The following is a 21,227-nucleotide window of genomic DNA, read 5'->3' on the forward strand; positions in this document are numbered from 1 at the left end:
AATTTTTTTATTTCCTTGATCTGTTTTAGTGGGATTCTTTTATCTGTCTTCTGTGATTTAACGTATTACGTATTCATCATTCTCAACATCCAATAATACATGCTGATCCTTGCTGATCGTACCTTCAATGATCTTTCTGGCAATCATCGTTTCAATATTACGCTGGATATAACGCTTCATCGGACGAGCACCATAAACAGCATCAACACCGTATTTCGAAATGTTATCATAAACACGGTCGCTTACTTCAAGGGTAATGTCTTTCTGCTTCAAACGTTCGATCAATTCGTTCATGAACTTATGAGCGATCTTGCGCAGCATATCATCATTGAGTGAATTAAAGACGATAATTTCATCGATACGATTGATAAATTCCGGTTTGAAGAATGATTTGACAGCAGCCATATAACCTTCCTTCGGATTCGCATCATTGGCATGCTCGCTTCCCAAGTTGCTTGTCATGATCAACAGCGTATTCTTAAAGTCGATCGTAACACCTTTATTATCAGTGATACGTCCATCATCCAGGATCTGAAGCAAAAGGTTAAAAACATCCGGATGGGCTTTTTCTACCTCATCAAAAAGAATGATCGAGTAAGGATTACGACGAACTGCTTCTGACAATTGTCCGCCTTCATCATAACCGACATATCCCGGAGGAGCACCGATCAACCGGCTGACGCTGTGTTTCTCCATATATTCGCTCATATCGATACGAATGATATGACTTTCACTGTCAAACAATTGTTCAGCCAATGCTTTTGCCACTTCCGTCTTACCGACACCTGTAGGGCCTAAGAAGAGGAAGGAACCGATCGGACGGTTTTCATCCTGAATCTGTGCCTTGCTTCTCATGATCGCATCCGTAACAAGCGTCAGCGCCTCATCCTGACCGATGACACGTTTACCTAAGGCTTCCCGCAGATGCAACAGCTTGATACGTTCACTTTCTACCATCCGGCTGACCTCTACACCGCTCCATCTTGAAACGACCTTGGCAATCATTTCTTCATTGACCGTTTCCTGAATCAAAGAATCGCTCTTGATATTCTCACTGGCTTCCTTGATACGTTTTTCCAGATTTGGGATCGTTTGATACTGCAGACGGGCCGCATCTTCATAACGGGCATCGTTCTGTGCTCTTTCCAGCTCCAGCTTAGCCTTCTCCAGATCGATCTTATCCTGCTTGCTTGCTTCCAAATCACGTTTTTCATCCATCCACTTGGCATGCAGCTCATCACGTTTTGTTTTAAGCTCCTTCAGCTCATCGACGATTTCAGCCAAACGTTCTTTTGTCTTTTTATCTTCTTCCTGTTTCAAAGCTGTTTCTTCAATTTCCAGCTGCATGATCTTACGGGAAAGCTCATCCAGTACAGCCGGCATCGAATCCATTTCTACACGCAGCATGGCGCAGGCTTCATCGATACAGTCAATAGCTTTATCCGGCAAATACCGATCTGTGATATAACGATTAGAAAGCGTTGCACTGGCAATGATCGCTTCATCCAGGATCTTTACGCCATGATAGGATTCAAAACGGCTTTTTAAGCCACGCAAAATCGAGATCGTATCTTCAACCGTCGGCTCATTGACCATCACCTTCTGGAAACGTCTTTCCAATGCGGCATCTTTTTCAATATACTTACGATATTCATCAAAGGTCGTCGCACCGATACAACGTAATTCTCCACGTGCCAGCATCGGCTTTAACAGATTAGCGGCATCCATGCTGCCTTCTGTTTTACCGGCTCCGACAAGATTATGAATTTCATCAATAAATAAGATGATACCGCCGTTTGCATTCTTGACTTCTTCAAGAACAGCCTTTAAACGTTCCTCAAACTCACCCCGATATTTGGCACCGGCAATCAAAGAGCCCATGTCCAACTCGATCAGCTTCTTATCTTTTAATGTCAAAGGAACATCGCCCTTCATGATTCTCCATGCAATGCCCTCGACAATCGCTGTTTTACCAACGCCCGGCTCACCGATCAGCACCGGATTATTTTTTGTCTTCCTCGACAATATTTCAATAACTCGACGAATTTCTTCATCACGTCCGATGACCGGATCGATCTTACCTTCCTTTACATCCTCAACTAAATCACGTCCATATTTACTTAATGCTTCAATATTATTTTCACTGGTCTGGGTATTCATCTTCATTCCCCCTCTACGAATCAATTCCTCACTTTCCAGCTTTTTCAGATCAATGCCACATTCACTGACCACCCGCTGTGAAATACTGCTTTTATTCTTCAAAAGAGCCAACAGAACACTAAATACGCTCACATAGCTTTCCTCATGCTCATCGGACCATTTTTTCGCATTCATAAAGCTCTCCTGAACCTTATTGCTTAATGTAATATCCTTATAAGAGGTTCGTGCGATATGCGTATTCTCGTCTTGAAGGATCCTGAATACTTTTTCTTTATCAAGTGCTACACGCTTAAAAAGACCATCAAGTGTGTTATCTTCAAATATAGCTTCCAGAAATTCAAGTGTATCGACACTGACATGCTGATAGCTTTTAGCTTTTTCAATTGCCTTCAGCAATATTTTCTGCATGTTTTCAGATAATTGATTTACATCCATGAAAACCCCTCCTTAGCACTCCATTCCTTTCTGTGCTAACAGTATTATACCATATAAATTAGCACTGTCAATAGGTGAGTGCTAATTTTTTGAGATTTTTTTTGCAAACCCTTTAAAATCAATGGTTTGCAGTATCTTATTTCTTTTGAAATTGTGATTTTTTCTGTTTTGACACCAATTTGACACCAATTTCTCTTTTTGTGGTGTCAAGCATTTAACACCATACTATCTAGTCTTGCAATCTCATTTTCAATCCTTGTCAGCTCTCCAATATGGTTATACACTTCCATTGTTACATCTATATGAGCGTGTCCCATAATATATTGAAGAACTTTTACGTCCATACGGCACTCTGCCATTCTGGTACAAGCTGTGTGACGCATGACATGGGCTGAAAACTTTGGTAACAGCTCTGCTTTCCTATGCTCTTTTTTTGCTCTCTCTACTTCGGTTTTGTTATATGCGTCTACAATGTTGTATAAAACACTATTTACGCCATTCGGCATAAGCGGTCTGCCCGATTTTGCTGTAAAGACAAACCCCGAACACCCGTCCACCTCAATGCTCTTATCCTTTGCAAGCATAAAATTGATTTTTCTTTGTTCCTCAAAGGCTTTTGCAACTTCTTGTGTCATAGGTATAATACGAATACCCGACGACGTTTTTGGTGTTGAGATATGGAACTTGCAACCGTCGCCTAAATTCTTATAAATGAGCTGGTGGTCTACATTAACCGTTTTTGCCTTGATGTTTATATCTTTCCATGTAAGACCAATAAGCTCCCCACACCTTAACCCCGTACCAATCATTATGGTAAACATAGGATAATATGTGTTATAGACATTGCTCTGTTTTACAAACTCCATAAACTTTTCTTGTTGAGAAACTGTTAAGGCTTCTTTTTCCTCTGCTGGTTTTCCATAATCACTAATGGAACTTTTTGCAGGGTTCTTTCGGATAATATCGTCATCAACAGCCATTTCTAATGCAGGATAAAGCAGGTTGTGAATATACTTGATTGTAGAATAAGCATATCCAGCTTTGGAAAGTTTCGCATAATACGCTTTAATATGTGAGGGTAAAAGCTGAACAACTTTAATATTTCCAATCTCGTCTTTTACTCTGTTTTCCCAAGCACGAACATAACTAACTCTTGTAGTATCAGCCAGCTCACGAGTTGCCATATAACGCTCAAACAACGTGTTAAGCGTCATTTTTTTGATTGCTCCGTCTGTCAATATATTATCTTCCATATCTTTTGCAATCTGCTTCTCTTTTTCTCGAAGCTCTGGTAAATCTTGTGCATAGACTGTCAATCTCTTGCCTGTTCTTGCATCTGTATAACGATAACTGTATCTTCCATCATTACGCCAGTTTTCGCCCTCTCTTAATTTTCTTCCTTTTGGGTCTTTTCTACTAATTGCCATGAGAACCATTCCTTTCTGAAAAAGCCTCTTTTCTTGTTCTCACAGCGTGCTTTGTCCTTTCTTATTATACTACACACGCCAGAGAACATAAATAGAAAATCGCTCTATTCTTCCAAATATAACAAGTATTTCTTGACTTTTTCTATGGAATAAAGAACCCTGCGACCTATCACAATTTTTGCTCCTGCCTGCTCGCCAATCTTTCTTGCAGTAGCACGACCACAAGATAACATAGCAGACAGTCCCTCTATATCAACAGCAATCGGCTGTTCCGTTGCTCTTATCTTCGTTTTATTCATATTCCAACACCTTACCTCGCTGGAACATCACATCATTTAACACATCAGTATTTAACATAATGTAACACCCCCTTTGCTGTGTGTCTATTTATAAGTTACATAAGCAGACAGACGGCTTTGGAAAGCTCCATTAGTATCTCAACTATTCCCATTCTTGTGGGCAGAACCGCACCATGCGGACGTATCATTATTCTGTGAGGATAGGTCATGGCAAAACGACTTTTCCAACAGTCGCTCTCGGATCACTGCGTGGGTCGCTCGCTTTCTTTTGGAAAAGTCGTGGCGTACAGTCCCCGTGGCTCGCTATCTCACAAACGTATCTGTCTGCTTTATTCAGTTGTCAAAGAGCTGTGGCGAAAGCGTGTTGCTTTCATGTAAAAGCAGGGCAGAGCAGGAAAGAGGGGGACATTAAACCATGCTCTGCTAAAAACTGCTTATTCTTCTTCGATTTCTAAGGCAATATCAAACCCTAAAATCATTTTGATAAGTGCTTCTCGGATAAGTCCCTTTAACTCCATATCTACAACAATATAGACATTGCCGTATTCATCATAGAGTGGACGCAAACAGCACTTTGATATGTACGGGTCATAAAATGCCAGTATTTTTTCAATCGCTTTTTCGTCCCCGTCCATTGCTTGCGAAAGCAAATAGTAGGACGGCTTCTTAAATGTTTGCTTCATTTTACTGCTTCTCCTTTAGTATTTTTTTCATAGTTTCCAAAGCATGATGTCGGTTTCTAAATACACCGCTTTGCGTAATCTTTTGTAAGTTGGCAATTTCACTTTCTGTCATTTCCAAGAAGTAATACATTAACAGAGTATTTCTCTTTCTTTCTGGAAGTTTTTTCAAGGCTTCTGCCAGCTCATCATCAAGGACACGAATATCAATGCCACATACTGAAAAGATTGTATAATCTGTTTCGTAGTCGTCCCACACAGCAAAATTTTCAACGAAAATTTCTGGAAGTTCACAGAATGGAATTTCTTTATCTTTTCGTCGTTTTAATCCTTGTTGGTAGTCCTTTACAACATGACGGACAACTTTCTTCAAACAACTTTCAAAGCGACATTGAACTGTTTTCTGGAAGTCAGACGGTTTCATCAATCTCACCCCCTTTCCACTATGATTTGAAAAGTGTTTATCCCTCTTTCCGCACCATATAGGGAATGAAAGGTGTGATTTAATGACCTCTTTTGAAAAATTTTTAAATTTTTTTCGGGTATGAAAAAAGCCCGCACAAAACATATAGTCTGTACGAGCCTTTAAAGCTAAAACATATTCAATTTTTAATAGTGTGCTATTAGGTGGAATTTGATTGCAAATAATTGTACTTAAAGCTTTCCATAATGCAAGCCCCCTTAAAGCACCGTATCAATGTTGGCATGGTTTTCAAATTACTCTGAAAAATTATGAACTGTTCCTTTTGGAAATGTAATGGTCAGTCTTGTATATTCTTTTTCCGTAGAAGCAATATCCAATTTCAAGCCCAACCTATCGCATAATTTTTTCGATAGATACAGTCCCATACCCGTTGCATTTGCTTTGTTTCTATTTGAACCCGTAAAACCTTTTTCAAATACACGGGATAAATCAGACGCTTTTATTCCACAACCATTATCTTCAATCACAAGCAATATATTTGTACCATTGTCTTGACTGTATATCGTCAGTTTATTTTCTTGCTTATCAAAATACTTAATCGCATTTTGCACGATTTGAGATAGAATGAATGTCAGCCATTTTTCATCAGTATAAATGACATTTTCTATGTCATGGATATTGATAATTGCTTTTCTTTCCATAAGCGAATGACGGAATTTCAGAATGACATTATGTATCACTTCGTCTAACTGCAACTGTTTTACAAAATAGTCCTTTTCCGTATTTTCGCTTCTTGCATAGTAGAGCATTTGTTCCACTAACTGAAATATTTTGTCTGTTTCTTTTTTTAATGTGTAATTTTTTGTATTGTCAAACGTCAAAGACAATGCTCCTATCGGTATTTTAATTTCATGGACGAAACTTTCCACATATTCTTGATAGTCCTGCTTTTCCTCTGTGATTTTGCCGATTTCATCATTCATAGATTTGCAGGCTTTTTTTAGTGCGTAGCAATAGGCTTTATTTTGAAATTCTTTTGGCTTTGGTAAAACGTCTGCAATATAATAGGTTTCTTCCAGTCCGTCTACTAAATCAATAATATGTTGTGAAACGTTACGTTTCTTCCGATACAAACACCATTGAAAAAGCCCTTGTATGCTGATGAACAGAATTACCAACGATACAACAAACAGCGTATCTACACCGTAGAAAATCAAGAGAAATGCTACTACGGCAAGAAAGAAAAGCTGAAACAATATCTCTGTTATTTTTTCTTCTAAGAATGTAAAAAAACTCACAGTTTCCAACCCTTTCCTCGTATATTTTCCAATAAATGAACAATACCGATTTCTTTCATTTTCTTTTTTAGACGGGTCATATTAACCAATAATACATTTTCGTCTATATAATATTTGTCATTCCACAGCTTTTCCAATAGTTCTTCTTTGCTAATAACTTTATCTTCGTTCATAAAGAAGTAGTACAAAATACGAAATTCATTTCTTGTCAGTTCAATGCTTTGCTCTTGATACTTCAAAATGGATAAATGTAAATCAAGGGTACAATCTTTTTTGACAAGCTCACGGAAATTATTCGGGTTTGACAACTGCAATGCACGCTTGATCTTCTCAAGAAGAATAAGCGTGTCATACGGCTTTGTTATGAAGTCAATCCCACCCACTTGAATACTTTTCAATTCGTCAGCATTTGTATCTCTGCTTGTTACAAAGATAATCGGTACTGGCATGACTTGTTTTATTTTCCTGCATACTTCATAGCCATTCTCATACGGCAGGTTAATATCAAGCAGAACCAGTTCTATGGAATATTGCTTTAATTCATCTGTCAGGTTTCCAAAGTCAGTCAATAAAACTGTTTCATATCCTTGTGTGTTCAATAATTTAGAAAGCTCCAAACGAGTGATTTCATCATCTTCGATAATTGCTATTCTCATTTCAACACCCCCTTGATTTATCATTATAATAATTTCACAGCAGGAGAGCTAGAAAAGTCTAACTCTCCTCGTTGATATTTCGTTTAAAACCAATATACGTTGCAATCCAGTAAATACTATAAATTAGGAAGAAGATAATTAAATTCAAGCCAAAGTAGATTAGATAAAGGTGTTTATCTCCCAAAATTTGTTGATACACATTATTCAATGACGACATCATCACAAAAGAACATAATATTGCTGATATTGCAGGGACACAAAATAATATCAATAATTGTTTTCTGATTGTCTTAAATAGCGACTTATCATTTATTCCTAATCTTCGCAAGGTCAAGTAGCGATATTTGTATTTAGTAGAGTCGCTCAATGATTGAACTGCCAAAATTGTCCCTACTGCGGAAATCAAAATAAATGCAATGTACATAAACAGACTGGCTACTATTGCAACCATTGCTTTTTGTTGTTCTATTTCTGCACCTCTTACATTTACTCTATACGATTCGTCATTTATTTCTCCATTTTCATCAACCTTTACTAATTGATGTTGCATATCTTCTTTTATCTTGTTTTCTAATTCTGCATCTGTTTCTTCTTTTGTATCTATAATCAAATGATTTTCTGATACTTCAAGTCCTTGAACATATTTATCTGGAAGTACAACAACAAATCTGCCAGTATTAGTTATAGAGTTCCAATAAGACTTAGTGTCATATCCTTTTAATTTCAAATTTTTATTTGCTACTGTTATAGTTTCAATGTCTTTGTTATCTTCAACCTCATATGCAAACTTGCTATTTGTAACTATATAGTATTCGTTATCATTTAAAGAAAGCAACGGCATCTTTCTTAATTCTAGTAACCTATTATAATCACTTAACTTCAAGACTGGGTCAAAATCATAATATTCTGATTGGAAGAAATTTTGTACCTGATGATTCGGCTCTTTATAAATGTCGTACTCAATGGTATTATCAATCGTATATTCTTCTTCAATTACTCGAATATATTCATCAAATACCTGCTTATCATCAAAGAGTTGTACATCATATGGTGCATTTAAATTTACGCTGATATCATACGAAGCTTTGTTGATACTAGAATAATTCAGAGCCAGCAGTGAAGTTAAAATCAACATAGACAATGTACCAAATGTGAAGCTCATTGTTCTTGCTTTAGAAGCAAATGTTCTTGCTACAAACAGATTGTCATTTTGATATTTCATTTTTTTATTCTTTAACAAAACAGTCAAGAACATATCTGCACAAGTTGTAGATATACCATAAATGCTGATAATCAACATGATTACGCTTACCATTAAATAGGTAAGTGTTTCTTGCTTATTAAAGTTATCCATAGTGCAACGTGAATTCCAGAGAAAAAGAGAAATCACACCAAGAATAATACTTAAGACAAAAATGACATTTCTTTTTTTACTGTCACGGAACATTTTCTTTTCATTTTGTTTATCAAAATAAAGAAAATCACGTATCGTCATTTTACTTATTCTTCTTAATAGATTAAGTAAAACCAAAACATAAATAGTTAAAAAATAAATTATCAATAGTCCAATAGAAACGAAATTCAAAGAAATAAAGAGAGTTTTTGGAATACCCAGTAAGTTTACAATTACTAACGACACAAACTGGCTGAATAAAAAGCCAATAGGAATAGCTAATACAATTGCTAAAATTCCCAACAGTATATTTTCAATTACAACTAAGTGGGCAATTTCTTTTTTCTCAATGCCAAGAAGCATATATGTTCCTAACTCTTTACTTCTCTTTTCAAACATAAATTTCGTTGTATAGTTAATCAAAAAGCATATCACAAAAACAATAAGGATATTTACAGCGAACAATGAATTCTTAAATGCATCCATACTGGAACATAACTTTACAATTTCATCAGAACTTGCCACCAAATTAAAAGCAAATATAAGAGAAAAGGAAACAGTAACGGTTATCAGATAAATCATATAATCTTTAATATTTCTTTTTGTATTTCTATACGCTAACTTACCTAACATTTCCCACTTCACCTCCAAGCAAGGTTAATATATCCAGTATTTCATTGAAGAAGTCTTTTCTGTTTTTTTCTCCTTTGAAGATTTCATTGAATATTTTACCGTCTTTCAAGAACAAAATACGTTCACAGAAAGACGCACTAAACGGGTCATGTGTTACCATCAAAATAGTTGCCTGCATTTTCTTATTGATGTCAGCCATTGTTTCCAGCAACAATCTGGAAGCTTTTGAGTCCAAAGCTCCCGTCGGTTCATCAGCTAAAATCAGTTTCGGTTCATTGATTAAGGCTCTAGCACAAGCACAACGCTGTTTTTGTCCGCCAGAAACTTCATAAGGAAATTTCGATAAAATATCACGAATACCCAATTTATCGGCGATAGCATGAACTCTTTTTTCAATATCAGCAGGGTTCCGTTTGTTGATTACCAATGACAAAGAAATGTTTTCTTCAATCGTTAAAGTATTTAAAAGGTTGAAATCTTGAAAAATGAACCCTAGATTTTCACGTCTGAAATCAGCAAAATCTTTATCCTTGATTTTTGTAATATCTTGATTATTGACTGTAATGTGTCCACTGGTTACAGTATCAATCGTAGAGATACAGTTTAATAGGGTAGTCTTTCCAGAACCACTAGCTCCCATGATTGCGACAAATTCGCCCTTGTCTACATACATAGAAATACCGTCTACTGCCTTTGTGATATTTCCAGAATTACCCCCGTAGTATTTTTTTACTTGCTCTAAATTTAAAATGTGTTCCATTAAAAATCGCTCCTTTCTTCCTGCCACATTTATTTGTTTTGGAATACAATTAAATTATAGCAAGGGCAGTATTCAATTACACTTACAGTTTTGAAAGTAAACAGAGAGTAAAAGAGCCGTGATAATGCAGATCACAATTCTGTGAAACATTTCCACGACCCTTTTATTATAATTTTACCTTTGTCTTTTTCGTAATGGTATAAATGTATTCCTCTGGTGTAGGGCGTTTATTTCCAAAATACTTTTTGAAATTTGCCTGCACTTCTGGGTCGGTGCTGTTAATAGCTTCATCAATCGTAGCTTCTATATCCGCCCGAACATCAGCCAATGATACACCGCCAGCCTTTGCACCAGCTTTCAATGCCTTTTTTATATCTCTTTTGTTCAGTCCTATCATATTCATACCTCAATTCTACTTTTTAAAGCTAATAAGTTTTCCGTTGTATTTTACAATGATGAATATGATATAAAACACTCCTACAACAATCAAAATAAGACCTATGTAATAGCCTAATTCAGAATGAGAGATTAAATTGATAATCGGGATAACAAGAATACCAATACTAACCAGTAAAGTGCCTATTCCTATTTTTTTTGTAAACACCTTTTTATCTTTAGGGTCAAGTTGTGTATAATGATAACCATGTAATAAAGTAATATTCTCTTTTATTCCTATTTGATAAGATGTAAAAAGTAAAAACAATCCTATAACTATTTCAACAATCAATTCCTCTAATTCCATAATTGTTCTCTCCTTTAATCAAAATAAAATAATTCTTCAAATTTTTTATCTAAAGCTATACAAAGCACTAATGCCAATTTTGCTGTTGGATTAAATTGTCCAGTTTCAATAGAACTAATTGTATTCCGAGAAACCCCGACTAGTTCAGCTAATTCTGTTTGTGATAATTTTTTTTCTTTTCGTACAGTTTTTAATCTGTTTCGCAAAATTAAATGTTCGTCCATTCTATAAACCTACCATTAAAAATTTATAAAAGTAATACCCCATAAATAGAAGAAAGAATAAAGCAATAACAAATTTGGATTTATTTTTTGAAATATGTGCTTCATAACCCATAGAGCCAAATGCCACAGACCCAATAATTGTCATTATGTCATAGTAAGGTTCTTTACAAACTGCTTTAATGAAAAGAATTAAAATGCAGATAAATAAAACAAACATTAAGCCAAAAGATTTCCCTTGAAGTTTAATATGTTTTTCGTATTCATCAAGATATAGATTCTCTTTTTTGTTTTGTGATAGTATTTTTTCTTTATCCATTATATAACGCTCCTTTCAAATAATACCAAGTACACTTGTCATTTATATTATAGCATTCGGTCATTACAAGTCAATATTTTTGCACAGTTTTCTTGTCGTTTTGTAAAAGCGTGCAAATCTGATAGGAAATGCACGCTATATCATTTATCCTACAATCTTCCAGTTACTATCCTTATGTAGCACAAGCTCATACTGCGACACCTGCGTCGCCTTTGTCTGATTATCAAGGAATTTCACGGCAACCTTGACTTTCACATTGTCCCCGTCCTTTGTGAAGATAGGGTTTACCAATTCAGAATAAAGGTAGTCCCTGCCGATAGGTTCAAGTACATTACCAGATACATAATAGGCAAGTTCTTTTTCTGTGGCTGTTGGGTACAGCTTAAAGAATGTTTCCAGAAATGCGGTAGCGTCGTTTACAGTATCAGCGTCTACACTTGCGTCTGCTTCTGGTGTCTTAGGCTCATAGTCTGATTTTTCGATTGCTGGTGCAAGGGTAGGGTTCTGAACGATTACCATATCCCCGTCAGCCTCCACATGGACTTTTACCATATAGGTTGCTTTCACATTGCTTGTCTGTTCTCCCTCTTTTATCTGCTGATCTACTTCGTAGGTAGCAGAAAAAGTGTCCGTTCCCGATTGTTCGATACTCCACACAATCACATCTGTAACTGTGGAGTTGGTCGGTATATCGGTTCTAATGGTATCCACATTCAAGTCCTGCAATTCCTTTGTCAGATAACCGCTGATTGCCTGCGTCCTTGATTCAATCGCTTCTTTACTGTTATTCCATGTGTAATAGGACTTCGCAAAATTCTTCACGAAATTTTCTATCCCGTTGGTGTCCTGCAAGCGAAGTTCAATGATTTCTTTTTCGTGGGTCGTGTGCTGGTCGATAGCAGTAAAATTCTTATACACTCCAAAGCTCACGCTTGCGATAAGCACCACCCACAACGCAATCACGGTTTTCTTATGTGTGCCTACCTTAACAGTACGCACCTTTTTTTCTTTTGGTTCTTTGATAGTTTCTGTCTGTTTCTTATTCTTCTTAAACATATTTTCAAGTCCTTTCTATTGTTTTACTCGTCCTGCACCGATTAAGTGCTGTTGCCAGTAACTACTACTTAGGTCTGCATATCCTATCGGGTCGCCTGCATGATATATCTGGTTATTCCCTACATAAATTGCAACGTGCGTTACATAAGTACCAGCGTTATAGGTAGAATGGAAAAACACCAAGTCCCCAGCCTTTGCCTGCGAAAGCGGAAGATGTTGGGTAGCGTCATATTGTGCTTGTGCTGTTCTCGGTAAGGAGATACCAGCTTTTCCATAACACCATTGCGTCAGTCCCGAGCAGTCAAAGGAAGTGTTGGGATTGCTACCGCCATACACATATTTCCAGCCTTGATATTTTAACGCTTCATTCATTACCTTTTGTGCCAGCTCTCCCGATACCTGCGGAACAGTTAAATACTGATTGACTAATTCCACATAGAACATATTTCCATAGCCATACCGCCAGCCCCCGTTCTTTGCAACGGCTATCGGGTTGGTGTAGGTTACTTTCTTTCCACCCGATTTCTCACGGGCGAAGCTCTCTGCAAGATTAAAGGTATATTTCTTTCCTTTTCCTGCCACATATCCCACATAACCACCGCCATAATTATAGGACTGTATCGCTACATTCAAGTCGTCGATACCTTGATTTTGGCAGGAAGAAAGCAGGGACGCAAAATATTTACACCCCTGCTTGATTGAACTTTCGGTATCTAAAGAGTTGGGTGGTAGTCCCAAACTTTCCGAACTCTGCATAACATCTTCTGCCGTACCGCCACTTTCTACTTGAATGATAGCAAGTAGCACATTGACATACTCGGAGATACCGTTTTCTCTGGCGTATTTTTCCACCATAGGCTGATGTTTCAAAACTTCTGCGGATAAATTCATAACCGTAATGCCAGAAGAAAAGTTGCTGTTTTCGTCGTCGCTGTCCGCACTAATGAGGACACCAAAGAACAGCACCAGAGAAAAGAGGATAGGAAACAGACTGCCAATAAGAGCGATATGTTTCAGTTTCATTTTTTCTTCTGTCCTTTCTTCATTACAAGGTTACGGTTCTTTTCGGTATGTTCCGTTGTACGCTTTGATTGTTCAAAGGTCTGTGCCTTTGTGGTACGCTCTGCTTTGTAATTCTGGTGTGTTTCCTGCGATACCACTTTTTCTACATTCTGCCTATGTGCTGGCTGTATAGGCTGGGACGCTTTTCTATCAGAAGCACCAGAAGATAACGGACGCTCTTTGATAACACTTGTCTTGACTGGCTCGCTTGCTTTTGAAGTGGTCGCTGTGGCAGGGCGTTTGATTTCCTGCGTTTTTTCTGTACTCGGCTTTGGAATGGTTGAAGCTGTGGCTGGTCGCTCATGGGGACGGGTAGCTCCCGTTGTCGCTGATCCGTCAGCCTTTCGCTGTGCCTGCCTAGCTTCTTGTGCTTTTTGAAGCTCCATACGCTTGTCAGCGATATTTTGTCTATGCTGTTCCTGCTTTTCCAATCGTCCCGTCTGTCTGGACTTCTGTTCCTGCACCATGCCACGCTTGAAATCTGATACGCTGGACTTTGCCTTTTCCTTTGCGGAATATACCGCATAAGCGGTCTGTGTCGGCATATCCTTGATGTTTTCTTTGACAGCATTTGCCTTGTCTTTCACTTTATTTTTCGTATCTAAGACAGCACCCACCTTTGAGCCTGCTCGCTGTCCCATGCTGGAAGTGGTATTGCCCCGATTTTCTTTAGAAGCTGTATTTTTTCTTTCCGCTCGTTTGCCAGCAACGGCACTTCCAGCCACCGCACCAGCCACACCACCCGAAATACCGCCAGCACTTACTGCCCTTGCAATACGGTGTTCCATACGCCTAGCCCTATGTCGCATAAACAGATACGGTCTGCGGAAAATCCTGCGTCCCATGCTTTGACTGTCGTTAGCATTCAAAGAGAACATACTCATTAAGTCGCCCAGCTTCATGTAGATACCAGCGAAACACACTATCTGCAAGAACGCCACCATGAAAAACGGATAGTCCGTAGATATGTTATAAAACATACTGGAAATACTGAACGCCACCGTTACAATGAGCGTTATTCCTGCCCGTGTCATTATGGTATTAAATACCCTTACGATTGCCTGCTTTGCCATGCTTTCATAGCTCGGTATCATAGAGAGCAAGAAACTAATAGGCAGGAACATAGCGAAGATAATAAAAAGTATCTGGCTAAATAACATCATGCCCGTAAGCAAGAATACAAATATCGTGATACCTAAGTTGAAGAACAAGAGGAAGAACACCATACCTAAACGGTTTACCACCTGCGGTATCGTCAGATTGTTATTGTCGTTATCCTCGATTTCTGTTTTCACGACTTCCTCTCTGGTCTTGCCGTCCTCGTCCTCTGGGCTTGCCGATACGAGAGCTTCCACACGGTCTGTCCCGATTTCCTCTGCGTTGCTGTTCCCGAATTGTAAGAGTAACCACGGCTGTTCCACTTGAATGGAAAATAAGCTGTCCCGTATCAAGTCCACGCTGTCCTTGCCCTCGCTGTCAGAGTTGGGGAGCATGATTTTTGTTCCCAAGTCAAGTGAAGCGGTACTGATGTCTGATGAAAACTCATTTATCTTTTTGATGTAATCGGGAGCATAGGCAATAAATGAAGCAGACAACACGAATACCACCACAAAGTTGATAACGGCGTGAAGTGCTTTGCTTGTTTCCCGTTTTATCAGTCCCGTATAGGCAACATAAAGTCCCACCACTAAGATAATGAGAAGCAGAAAACCAACATAGAAGCCAGAGCTGGAAAAACCGTTTGCCGTAACACCTGCAAGGGTCTGTATGCTCTTTCCGATACTGTCTGCCATATCGTTAATGAAGTCTAATTTATAGGCTTCCTGCACCACATAGCCCGTGGCATTGCTCAAATAAAGGCTTATCGTCCAGACAAAGTTGGTAATGCAGTAAAGCCCGTACTGTACCGATTTTCCAATCCCGTCCAGCCAGTTCCACGGAAGCCACGACCAGCTATTATCTACATAAAAATCAAGCTGGTAGTTGGAAAGGGGATATTTTGAGTAAAGATTTTCTGTGTTTATGGTATCGTCCACAAGCCCCGTCGCATGAGCCACCGTCCCCAGAAGTGAAAGCAGGATAAGGGAGAGTGCCACGACAAACAGAGCCATTTTGAGAAAGTGGAAAATCTTCTTTTTTGTGAACGCACCTTTTATCCTTTCTTTCATCACTCCACCTCATTTCTCTGTACGGGCGGTCTGGTATCAAAGGCGTGTAGCAGTTCTTCAAAGACGGGATGTATCTGTACTACACCCACACGCCCGTATAAGTCCTGCAATAAGCATTGTCCGTTCTCCAAATCACGCAAGCGTTTCTGGTTGTTCTCGTCGTCCTTGTCGATACCGAAAAACTCTAAGGTCTGCTTTATCTCGTTTATATCTGTGCTTCTAAAGGCAAACTTCAAGCCGATATTGTTTTTCAGACTTTCCTTTGCCACGTCCCCAGAAGATTGTGTAACGAAATACACGCCTGCCTGCATAGCTCGTCCAGCACGAACCAGCTTGTTAGAGAGCGTTTCTCCTTGTGCCACATTTAAGAACGCCCACGCTTCGTCAAGGTCTACAATCTTAAAAATGCTTCTGTCCGAATGGATAAAATCAAGGGCAAAGGTACTAATCACAATCAGCATAGACACCGACAATAATTCAATGGTCGTGTATTCCTCAAAAGTGGTATCTTTATCTGGCAGTACAAGGTCGGCTACTTGAATGATATTGAGCTGATTATCCAGACTGATAGCATTTTCTACCGTACCGTCCGAAAACAGCAGGTGTGCAAAATCATAGTCCGTAAAACTGTCGATATGGTCTGCGATATTTCTTGATACTGGTGTATCTTCTTTTCGCAATTCTTCAATGACGTGTAACAGTCCTCCTTTTTCGCTTTGGGTAACGGAACGCACCGCCTTACGAAGTACGGGGAATTTTTCGCCGTCCCTAGAAGAAATACCCGTAAGGAATGTCAAGATGTCGATTGCCAGACTTTCAGCGTCTTTTACATTCTTCATAATCACGAATGGGTCAAGAAGTCCTGCATTGTCCTTGTCGCTGGTAAGGTTTACGATATTGATTTCATGGGCGATTTCTGGGAGTGTTTCTTTCCAGTTGCCTCTCTCGGCTTTGGGGTCTAAAATGACTGCTTGACCGCCAAACAGCACCGCATAATATACCAGAAGATTGTTACAGAACGATTTTCCACCGCCAAGCGAACCGACAAAAGCAGAAGCTAAAGCGTTGGTAACTGTGCCTTTCACACCTTGACTGGCAAGGGACGGTTGCAGGTACACATTTCTTCCCGTATCAACGGAATAGCCCATATAGATACCCGTAGTTTCCCCTAACTGCTGTGTCGCACCAAAACCAAGACCTGCCAAGAAATCTGATTTTACATACTGCACGTAGTCATTGATATATCGCTTGCTGGCAGGTAAAAATTCAGAATGAAGCCCCAGCATATCCCCAGCAGGACGCACCAGCTTTACATTGAGGTCGTCGTAAAAGTCCTTGACTTCATCACAACGGCGTTTCAGCTCGTCAAGATCGGGTGCAGACACCCGTATCACGTAGCTTAACTTATACATACTTTCTTTGCTCTGGTCTAAGTCCGTTTCCAGTTCGTCCACGCTGTCTAATGCGTCCACCACATTTGAGCTGGTTTCACTTCCTGCTTGATAAGCGTGATTGTCAAGGTCTTTCAATTCCTTTTTCTTGTTGCGGACTGTCGTTAATGCTTTTCGATTTTCCACGATTTCTACATTCATAGAAGTATCAACGGGGAATGTGAATTGCTGTTGCTGGAAATAGAAGATTTCACTTGACGGAAAATCAAGCTCGCCGACAATCGCATTGACGGTAAAATAGGACACATAACTTTCCTTGTCCTCATGTTCCAAGCGTAAATATCGCTGGCTTTCTTCAATCACACACCTTGTCGGACGGATAAGGTCGTAGTATTTTATCAGCGTTTCTTTGTTCAATTTTTTCTTTGGTAGCTGGTACTCATAATCTTCATAGGCGATACCGTCCCTGCCGTAAAGATGTTCCATGAGATACCCAAAATCGTTGATTTCCAAGCGACGCACCTTAAAGCGACGGGAGATTTTATTTTCCAGTAACTTTTCCATTTTCATGTAACGGTTGATTTCATCATTCGGCATGGAAACAAAATCATTCATCAGCGTGTGGTTCACTTCATGGAGAAATTCCGTGAACGTCAGCCACGCCGATTTTTTGATGTTCTTCAGATTGAGCTGTTCTTCCGTAACCATGAGCTTAAAGCCAAGAAAAAAGCGGTAGTCCACTTGATTGTCCCCAATCATAGATACTAACGCTTCGGTCTGTTCGTCTATCTTCTGGTAAGCAACTTCCTTTAATTTTCCAGTTACCAGTTTCTTTGACTGTTTCTGCATACTTCGTATGGAGCTTTCCGTGGCAATCTGCAAGGCATGAATTTTACCCTCACGGGACTGTGCGATAAGCTGTCGAAAGCTGTCATGCACAATAAATTTCTGCTCTGCGGATAAGAAAGAATAGTTGTACGGTATCAGCTCATAGTAGGCGAACACCTCATTGTCCTTGTTCCAGACAAGGTTATTGTCAATATATTTTATCGGGAACATAGTTCACACTCCTTACTGCCGTGATTGTTTCATTCAAGGTCTGCTTATGCAGTTTTACGGCTTTTCCTGCATAAGTGATTTTTGGTCGCAGGGCATAGGTTATCTGTGATTTCAAAAAGCTGTACGGCTTCTTTCCGTCAAAGGTTTTCTGCGACATAAACCAAGTGAGAGCAACGGGAATACCGAAGTATTTGAGAAATGCTCCCTCAATCATGGAAAGTGGGGGCATATCCCCAAACAGAATGATGATAAATTCTGTAATCACAAACCATGTAATCTGTGTAAAGGTAACGGGAAAGGGTAAGTTAAAGTCATTGATTGCATACAAGACTTTTTCCACGTTCCAGATACCCGTATAAGATTTAATCTTTTTCAAGTTCTTTCAGCTCCTTTCGTAAGTTTCTAAATGGAAAGGACAGCCATGTTTCAGACTGTCCCTTAAAAGAGAAATACGCTGTCAGTAGCAACAATGCTTGTTGCTGATCTTCCAGCGTTAATATGGTATCTCGCACATACCTCGGCTTGTTTCAATGAAGCAACCGCCCATATCCAAATCTCGCCCGTAGGCTTCATAGTCAATGTAATTCTGTAAGCTGGGTGGAATATCCCCAAGTGCCTGCAATTCGTCTATGTAGTAATAGGCAACGTCTGTCATGGTTTCACAGTCGGGATAATAATAAATATCGTCCTTGTGTTCCACGACTTCTTCCAGCGTCCCGTAGTGGCTGATAAATTCGTCCAGACATTCTACGATATAGTCGGGAAGTTCCTCTATCATTTCATACATAGAGTTCAGTTCTTCAATGGAAACATACTCGCCAATCGCAATAGGGAAGTTGTCGGTATCATGGATAGCGTATTCCTCATACTGTTCATTCAAGCCGATTTTTTCTTTTACATCTTCCTCGTCAATAGGAAATGTGAACCAAGCACCGACTAAATAGCCCTCATTGTATTTGCCAAGATTAGCAATGTAAACCGCCATATCATCAATCATAAGCACCACCTCATTTCCTACTCTGGCAGTTCAAAGATACCGTGTTCTGTTACTAAAAATTTCCCGTGTTCCTGCAAGTGAGAAGCATAGGCTTCAAAGTCAAAATAGTAGGCTTGACAGTCCTCGGATAAATGTTTGAACGTCGGGTCGTTCATCAGCTTTTGCTTTGCAACATCTATCATGCTTTTGCAGTTGGGATAAACCGTAATCACATTCCTGCAAATATAAAGTGCTTCTAAATTTTCAAACACCGTAAGTAGTGATACATATTCTTCCTGCATATCACTTGAAAGCTGGCGGTACATAAAATCTAATTCGTTGAGCTGGTACACGCTTGTATGTTCGTGGACTTCATCAGCATAAGGCAACACCTTTTCGATAATACGGTAATCTTGACTTTCTGCACCGATACCTAGCTTTTCTTCAAACTCGGCAACATCTATCGGCAGTTCAAACCAGTATGATATTGTTTCTTCGCCAGTTGTTCCTCTCGTTTCCACCAGCACCCTTGTTTCCTGCATTGTTCCTCACGTCCTTTCTGTTGCTTCATCACATCTTTTATGGTCTGGTACGACATACCAAACACATAGTTAGAAAAATCTTCTAACTGTCTTTCTTCATAGTCGGCAGGGTTCAGCCGTTTCATTTCCTGCCACACCTTACGCTTGTAAGAGGGCAGGTCAGAAAGATAATCACAGCCGACGTTTGCCTGCATATCCCTAAAAATATCGTTCATGTAATCACTCCAATCTGAAATTTTAGGTAAGAAAAAAGCAGTCAATCCTAAGACTAACTGCTTTTTGTGTAAATATTTTTGTTAGCACTAGAGAAAAATTCTCCAGTTGAATAATAGAAATTCTCCTAAAACTGCAAGAGTTAAATATACAATAGGTTCTAGTTTAGAAAGAGAAATAGATTTATGGTTAATATTTTTAAATAACCTTTTTGTCAATTTCCAAATAAAATATCCAATAACTGCCCCTAGCGTATTCATCATTAAATCATCAATATCTGTATTTCTCCGATTGAATAACTGGCAAAGTTCAATGGATAATGAAAAACCGAAGCCTATCATAAAAATTTTCAGAGGATTTCTGTATCGTTTCCAAATTAAAGGAATTAAAAAGCCCAGAGGTAAAAACATTATAATATTTAAAACATAAGTCATTATCCCCTCAGACTGAAACGGTAATAAATTGATTTCCTCTAATCTTATAATCGTATCATAATGTCCAATATCCCAAATACTACCTATACCTGCAACAGAGAACGTCAAGTAGATATATAACAGAAAAATATATACCCATACAAAATGAATTGTTTTGTTTTCTTGTTTTTTGTTTTGACGCTTGCAAATGATAAGCTGGTATAAGGAACAAGGAACTATAATACATAGCAAAGCATAAATTGTAGATAACATAGTAATCGTCCTTTCACAGTAATTTTAAATAAAATGATACAGTAAAAATCTTAAAAAGCACGAAAGAATGTATTTTGTTTTTATGAAAGATTTTATATTATCATATCATTTTTTGCTCTGCAATTAAAGATAATTTCAATATTTTATGCACCGATAATCTTATTGAACAGCTCTAACAGTACATCTTTCACACCGCCAGCATTGAATACCAAGCCGACAGCAATTAAGGCAACTACCAAGAAGCCGATAAGTTTGGAAAACTCACGCTTGAAACCTAAGTAGATACCGATAACCACGATCGACATAAGCACCAAGCTCTGTGCATTTGATAAAAACCATTGATACAAATTTTGTCCGAAATTCATTTAATTGTCCTCGCTTTCTTTTAATTGTTTCATTTCATAGTCAGCTTCTTTGCCGACATTCAAAATACACATCAAGACTACGCCGATACCCATTCCCATAGATACCAGCAGGAAGTCTTTTAATAATACCCACATTTTTTATCACTCCTAACTTTCCACCAAATCTTTTGCAGGGGTCGTCTGCTGTTTGATAATCATTTCATGCTTTTCTGTGAGCTTTGCCTGCTGTTCGATTGTTTCCATGTAGTCTGTACCGTTTCCT

At 38.7% G+C, this 21,227-nt stretch carries 23 protein-coding genes and 1 pseudogene; all 24 read right to left on the bottom strand.

All coding sequences use genetic code 11. From position 1 onward, the window contains the following. Positions 1–57: 57 nt before the first annotated feature. Complete coding sequence (locus ACZYT3_RS11745) at positions 58–2,595, bottom strand: ATP-dependent Clp protease ATP-binding subunit (RefSeq protein ID WP_294562769.1); 2,538 nt, start codon at positions 2,593–2,595, stop codon at positions 58–60. Between the two features lie 206 nt (positions 2,596–2,801). Further along, positions 2,802–4,022, bottom strand: a complete 1,221-nt coding sequence (locus ACZYT3_RS11750; RefSeq protein ID WP_055223655.1) for a tyrosine-type recombinase/integrase — start codon at positions 4,020–4,022, stop codon at positions 2,802–2,804. Positions 4,023–4,126: 104 nt separating this feature from the next. Further along, positions 4,127–4,321, bottom strand: coding sequence for a hypothetical protein (locus ACZYT3_RS11755; RefSeq protein ID WP_004614488.1), 195 nt, complete (start codon positions 4,319–4,321; stop codon positions 4,127–4,129). Positions 4,322–4,755: 434 nt separating this feature from the next. Then, the gene (locus ACZYT3_RS11760) at positions 4,756–5,004 is read right to left on the bottom strand and encodes a helix-turn-helix domain-containing protein (RefSeq protein WP_004613734.1); all 249 of its coding nucleotides are present in this window, start codon (positions 5,002–5,004) and stop codon (positions 4,756–4,758) included. 1 nt (position 5,005) lies between these two features. Then, positions 5,006–5,425 (bottom strand): RNA polymerase sigma factor, encoded by a 420-nt coding sequence (locus ACZYT3_RS11765; protein WP_009261829.1) that lies wholly within the window; start codon positions 5,423–5,425, stop codon positions 5,006–5,008. 293 nt (positions 5,426–5,718) lie between these two features. Then, complete coding sequence (locus ACZYT3_RS11770) at positions 5,719–6,723, bottom strand: sensor histidine kinase (RefSeq protein WP_055223653.1); 1,005 nt, start codon at positions 6,721–6,723, stop codon at positions 5,719–5,721. Beyond that, positions 6,720–7,379: a response regulator transcription factor gene (locus ACZYT3_RS11775; protein WP_015530206.1), complete on the bottom strand. Its 660-nt coding sequence runs from the start codon at positions 7,377–7,379 to the stop codon at positions 6,720–6,722. Before ACZYT3_RS11775 ends, ACZYT3_RS11770 begins: the two co-directional genes overlap by 4 nt. A 58-nt stretch (positions 7,380–7,437) precedes the next feature. Continuing rightward, on the bottom strand, positions 7,438–9,405 hold the full coding sequence (locus tag ACZYT3_RS11780; RefSeq protein WP_464088807.1) for an ABC transporter permease: 1,968 nt from the start codon (positions 9,403–9,405) through the stop codon (positions 7,438–7,440). Then, a complete protein-coding gene (locus ACZYT3_RS11785; protein ID WP_055223605.1) occupies positions 9,395–10,165 on the bottom strand; it encodes an ABC transporter ATP-binding protein in 771 nt (256 codons plus the stop codon). The genes ACZYT3_RS11780 and ACZYT3_RS11785 overlap by 11 nt, the downstream gene beginning before the upstream one ends. 166 nt (positions 10,166–10,331) lie before the next feature. After that, the gene (locus ACZYT3_RS11790; RefSeq protein WP_054752748.1) at positions 10,332–10,562 is read right to left on the bottom strand and encodes a hypothetical protein; all 231 of its coding nucleotides are present in this window, start codon (positions 10,560–10,562) and stop codon (positions 10,332–10,334) included. Positions 10,563–10,577: 15 nt separating this feature from the next. Next, the gene (locus ACZYT3_RS11795; protein WP_178830834.1) at positions 10,578–10,907 is read right to left on the bottom strand and encodes a DUF3784 domain-containing protein; all 330 of its coding nucleotides are present in this window, start codon (positions 10,905–10,907) and stop codon (positions 10,578–10,580) included. A gap of 14 nt (positions 10,908–10,921) precedes the next feature. Then, positions 10,922–11,131: a helix-turn-helix transcriptional regulator gene (locus tag ACZYT3_RS11800; RefSeq protein ID WP_005342572.1), complete on the bottom strand. Its 210-nt coding sequence runs from the start codon at positions 11,129–11,131 to the stop codon at positions 10,922–10,924. A 1-nt stretch (position 11,132) separates the two neighbouring features. Next, positions 11,133–11,447 carry a DUF6442 family protein gene (locus ACZYT3_RS11805; protein WP_055157126.1) on the bottom strand — a complete coding sequence of 105 codons (315 nt, stop codon included), beginning with the start codon at positions 11,445–11,447 and terminating at the stop codon, positions 11,133–11,135. Positions 11,448–11,591: 144 nt separating this feature from the next. Further along, a complete protein-coding gene (locus ACZYT3_RS11810) occupies positions 11,592–12,503 on the bottom strand; it encodes a conjugal transfer protein (RefSeq protein WP_055223602.1) in 912 nt (303 codons plus the stop codon). A 15-nt stretch (positions 12,504–12,518) separates the two neighbouring features. Then, positions 12,519–13,526: a C40 family peptidase gene (locus ACZYT3_RS11815; protein ID WP_055223601.1), complete on the bottom strand. Its 1,008-nt coding sequence runs from the start codon at positions 13,524–13,526 to the stop codon at positions 12,519–12,521. After that, entirely contained in the window at positions 13,523–15,733 is a 2,211-nt protein-coding gene (locus ACZYT3_RS11820) for a CD3337/EF1877 family mobilome membrane protein (RefSeq protein ID WP_055223599.1), read from the bottom strand. Before ACZYT3_RS11820 ends, ACZYT3_RS11815 begins: the two co-directional genes overlap by 4 nt. Then, positions 15,733–18,183, bottom strand: a complete 2,451-nt coding sequence (tcpF, locus tag ACZYT3_RS11825; protein WP_055223597.1) for a conjugal transfer ATPase TcpF — start codon at positions 18,181–18,183, stop codon at positions 15,733–15,735. Before tcpF ends, ACZYT3_RS11820 begins: the two co-directional genes overlap by 1 nt. Further along, the gene (locus ACZYT3_RS11830) at positions 18,161–18,559 is read right to left on the bottom strand and encodes a conjugal transfer protein (RefSeq protein ID WP_011861948.1); all 399 of its coding nucleotides are present in this window, start codon (positions 18,557–18,559) and stop codon (positions 18,161–18,163) included. The genes tcpF and ACZYT3_RS11830 overlap by 23 nt, the downstream gene beginning before the upstream one ends. A gap of 117 nt (positions 18,560–18,676) precedes the next feature. Next, positions 18,677–19,180: an antirestriction protein ArdA gene (locus ACZYT3_RS11835; protein ID WP_003417623.1), complete on the bottom strand. Its 504-nt coding sequence runs from the start codon at positions 19,178–19,180 to the stop codon at positions 18,677–18,679. A gap of 17 nt (positions 19,181–19,197) precedes the next feature. Further along, on the bottom strand, positions 19,198–19,701 hold the full coding sequence (locus ACZYT3_RS11840) for an antirestriction protein ArdA (protein WP_055223595.1): 504 nt from the start codon (positions 19,699–19,701) through the stop codon (positions 19,198–19,200). After that, a complete protein-coding gene (locus ACZYT3_RS11845) occupies positions 19,620–19,916 on the bottom strand; it encodes a conjugal transfer protein (protein WP_082431306.1) in 297 nt (98 codons plus the stop codon). The genes ACZYT3_RS11840 and ACZYT3_RS11845 overlap by 82 nt, the downstream gene beginning before the upstream one ends. 87 nt (positions 19,917–20,003) lie before the next feature. Next, positions 20,004–20,600: a VanZ family protein gene (locus tag ACZYT3_RS11850; RefSeq protein ID WP_055223593.1), complete on the bottom strand. Its 597-nt coding sequence runs from the start codon at positions 20,598–20,600 to the stop codon at positions 20,004–20,006. A 143-nt stretch (positions 20,601–20,743) separates the two neighbouring features. Next, on the bottom strand, positions 20,744–20,905 hold the full coding sequence (locus ACZYT3_RS11855) for a hypothetical protein (RefSeq protein WP_008370400.1): 162 nt from the start codon (positions 20,903–20,905) through the stop codon (positions 20,744–20,746). 60 nt (positions 20,906–20,965) lie between these two features. Next, a pseudogene (locus tag ACZYT3_RS11860) lies at positions 20,966–21,079 on the bottom strand (DUF3789 domain-containing protein); the annotation flags it as partial. Positions 21,080–21,227 lie beyond the last annotated feature (148 nt).

This window comes from Traorella sp. mt218 (genome assembly GCF_055420025.1).

Coding starts and splice junctions, on each gene's coding strand:
- ACZYT3_RS11745 (WP_294562769.1), bottom strand. CDS start 2,595: ATGGATGTAAATCAATTATCTGAAAACATGCAGAAAATATTGCTGAAG.
- ACZYT3_RS11750 (WP_055223655.1), bottom strand. CDS start 4,022: ATGGCAATTAGTAGAAAAGACCCAAAAGGAAGAAAATTAAGAGAGGGC.
- ACZYT3_RS11755 (WP_004614488.1), bottom strand. CDS start 4,321: ATGAATAAAACGAAGATAAGAGCAACGGAACAGCCGATTGCTGTTGAT.
- ACZYT3_RS11760 (WP_004613734.1), bottom strand. CDS start 5,004: ATGAAGCAAACATTTAAGAAGCCGTCCTACTATTTGCTTTCGCAAGCA.
- ACZYT3_RS11765 (WP_009261829.1), bottom strand. CDS start 5,425: ATGAAACCGTCTGACTTCCAGAAAACAGTTCAATGTCGCTTTGAAAGT.
- ACZYT3_RS11775 (WP_015530206.1), bottom strand. CDS start 7,379: ATGAGAATAGCAATTATCGAAGATGATGAAATCACTCGTTTGGAGCTT.
- ACZYT3_RS11780 (WP_464088807.1), bottom strand. CDS start 9,405: ATGTTAGGTAAGTTAGCGTATAGAAATACAAAAAGAAATATTAAAGAT.
- ACZYT3_RS11785 (WP_055223605.1), bottom strand. CDS start 10,165: ATGGAACACATTTTAAATTTAGAGCAAGTAAAAAAATACTACGGGGGT.
- ACZYT3_RS11790 (WP_054752748.1), bottom strand. CDS start 10,562: ATGATAGGACTGAACAAAAGAGATATAAAAAAGGCATTGAAAGCTGGT.
- ACZYT3_RS11795 (WP_178830834.1), bottom strand. CDS start 10,907: ATGGAATTAGAGGAATTGATTGTTGAAATAGTTATAGGATTGTTTTTA.
- ACZYT3_RS11800 (WP_005342572.1), bottom strand. CDS start 11,131: ATGGACGAACATTTAATTTTGCGAAACAGATTAAAAACTGTACGAAAA.
- ACZYT3_RS11805 (WP_055157126.1), bottom strand. CDS start 11,447: ATGGATAAAGAAAAAATACTATCACAAAACAAAAAAGAGAATCTATAT.
- ACZYT3_RS11810 (WP_055223602.1), bottom strand. CDS start 12,503: ATGTTTAAGAAGAATAAGAAACAGACAGAAACTATCAAAGAACCAAAA.
- ACZYT3_RS11815 (WP_055223601.1), bottom strand. CDS start 13,526: ATGAAACTGAAACATATCGCTCTTATTGGCAGTCTGTTTCCTATCCTC.
- ACZYT3_RS11820 (WP_055223599.1), bottom strand. CDS start 15,733: ATGAAAGAAAGGATAAAAGGTGCGTTCACAAAAAAGAAGATTTTCCAC.
- tcpF (WP_055223597.1), bottom strand. CDS start 18,183: ATGTTCCCGATAAAATATATTGACAATAACCTTGTCTGGAACAAGGAC.
- ACZYT3_RS11835 (WP_003417623.1), bottom strand. CDS start 19,180: ATGATTGATGATATGGCGGTTTACATTGCTAATCTTGGCAAATACAAT.
- ACZYT3_RS11840 (WP_055223595.1), bottom strand. CDS start 19,701: ATGCAGGAAACAAGGGTGCTGGTGGAAACGAGAGGAACAACTGGCGAA.
- ACZYT3_RS11845 (WP_082431306.1), bottom strand. CDS start 19,916: ATGAACGATATTTTTAGGGATATGCAGGCAAACGTCGGCTGTGATTAT.
- ACZYT3_RS11850 (WP_055223593.1), bottom strand. CDS start 20,600: ATGTTATCTACAATTTATGCTTTGCTATGTATTATAGTTCCTTGTTCC.
- ACZYT3_RS11855 (WP_008370400.1), bottom strand. CDS start 20,905: ATGTCGATCGTGGTTATCGGTATCTACTTAGGTTTCAAGCGTGAGTTT.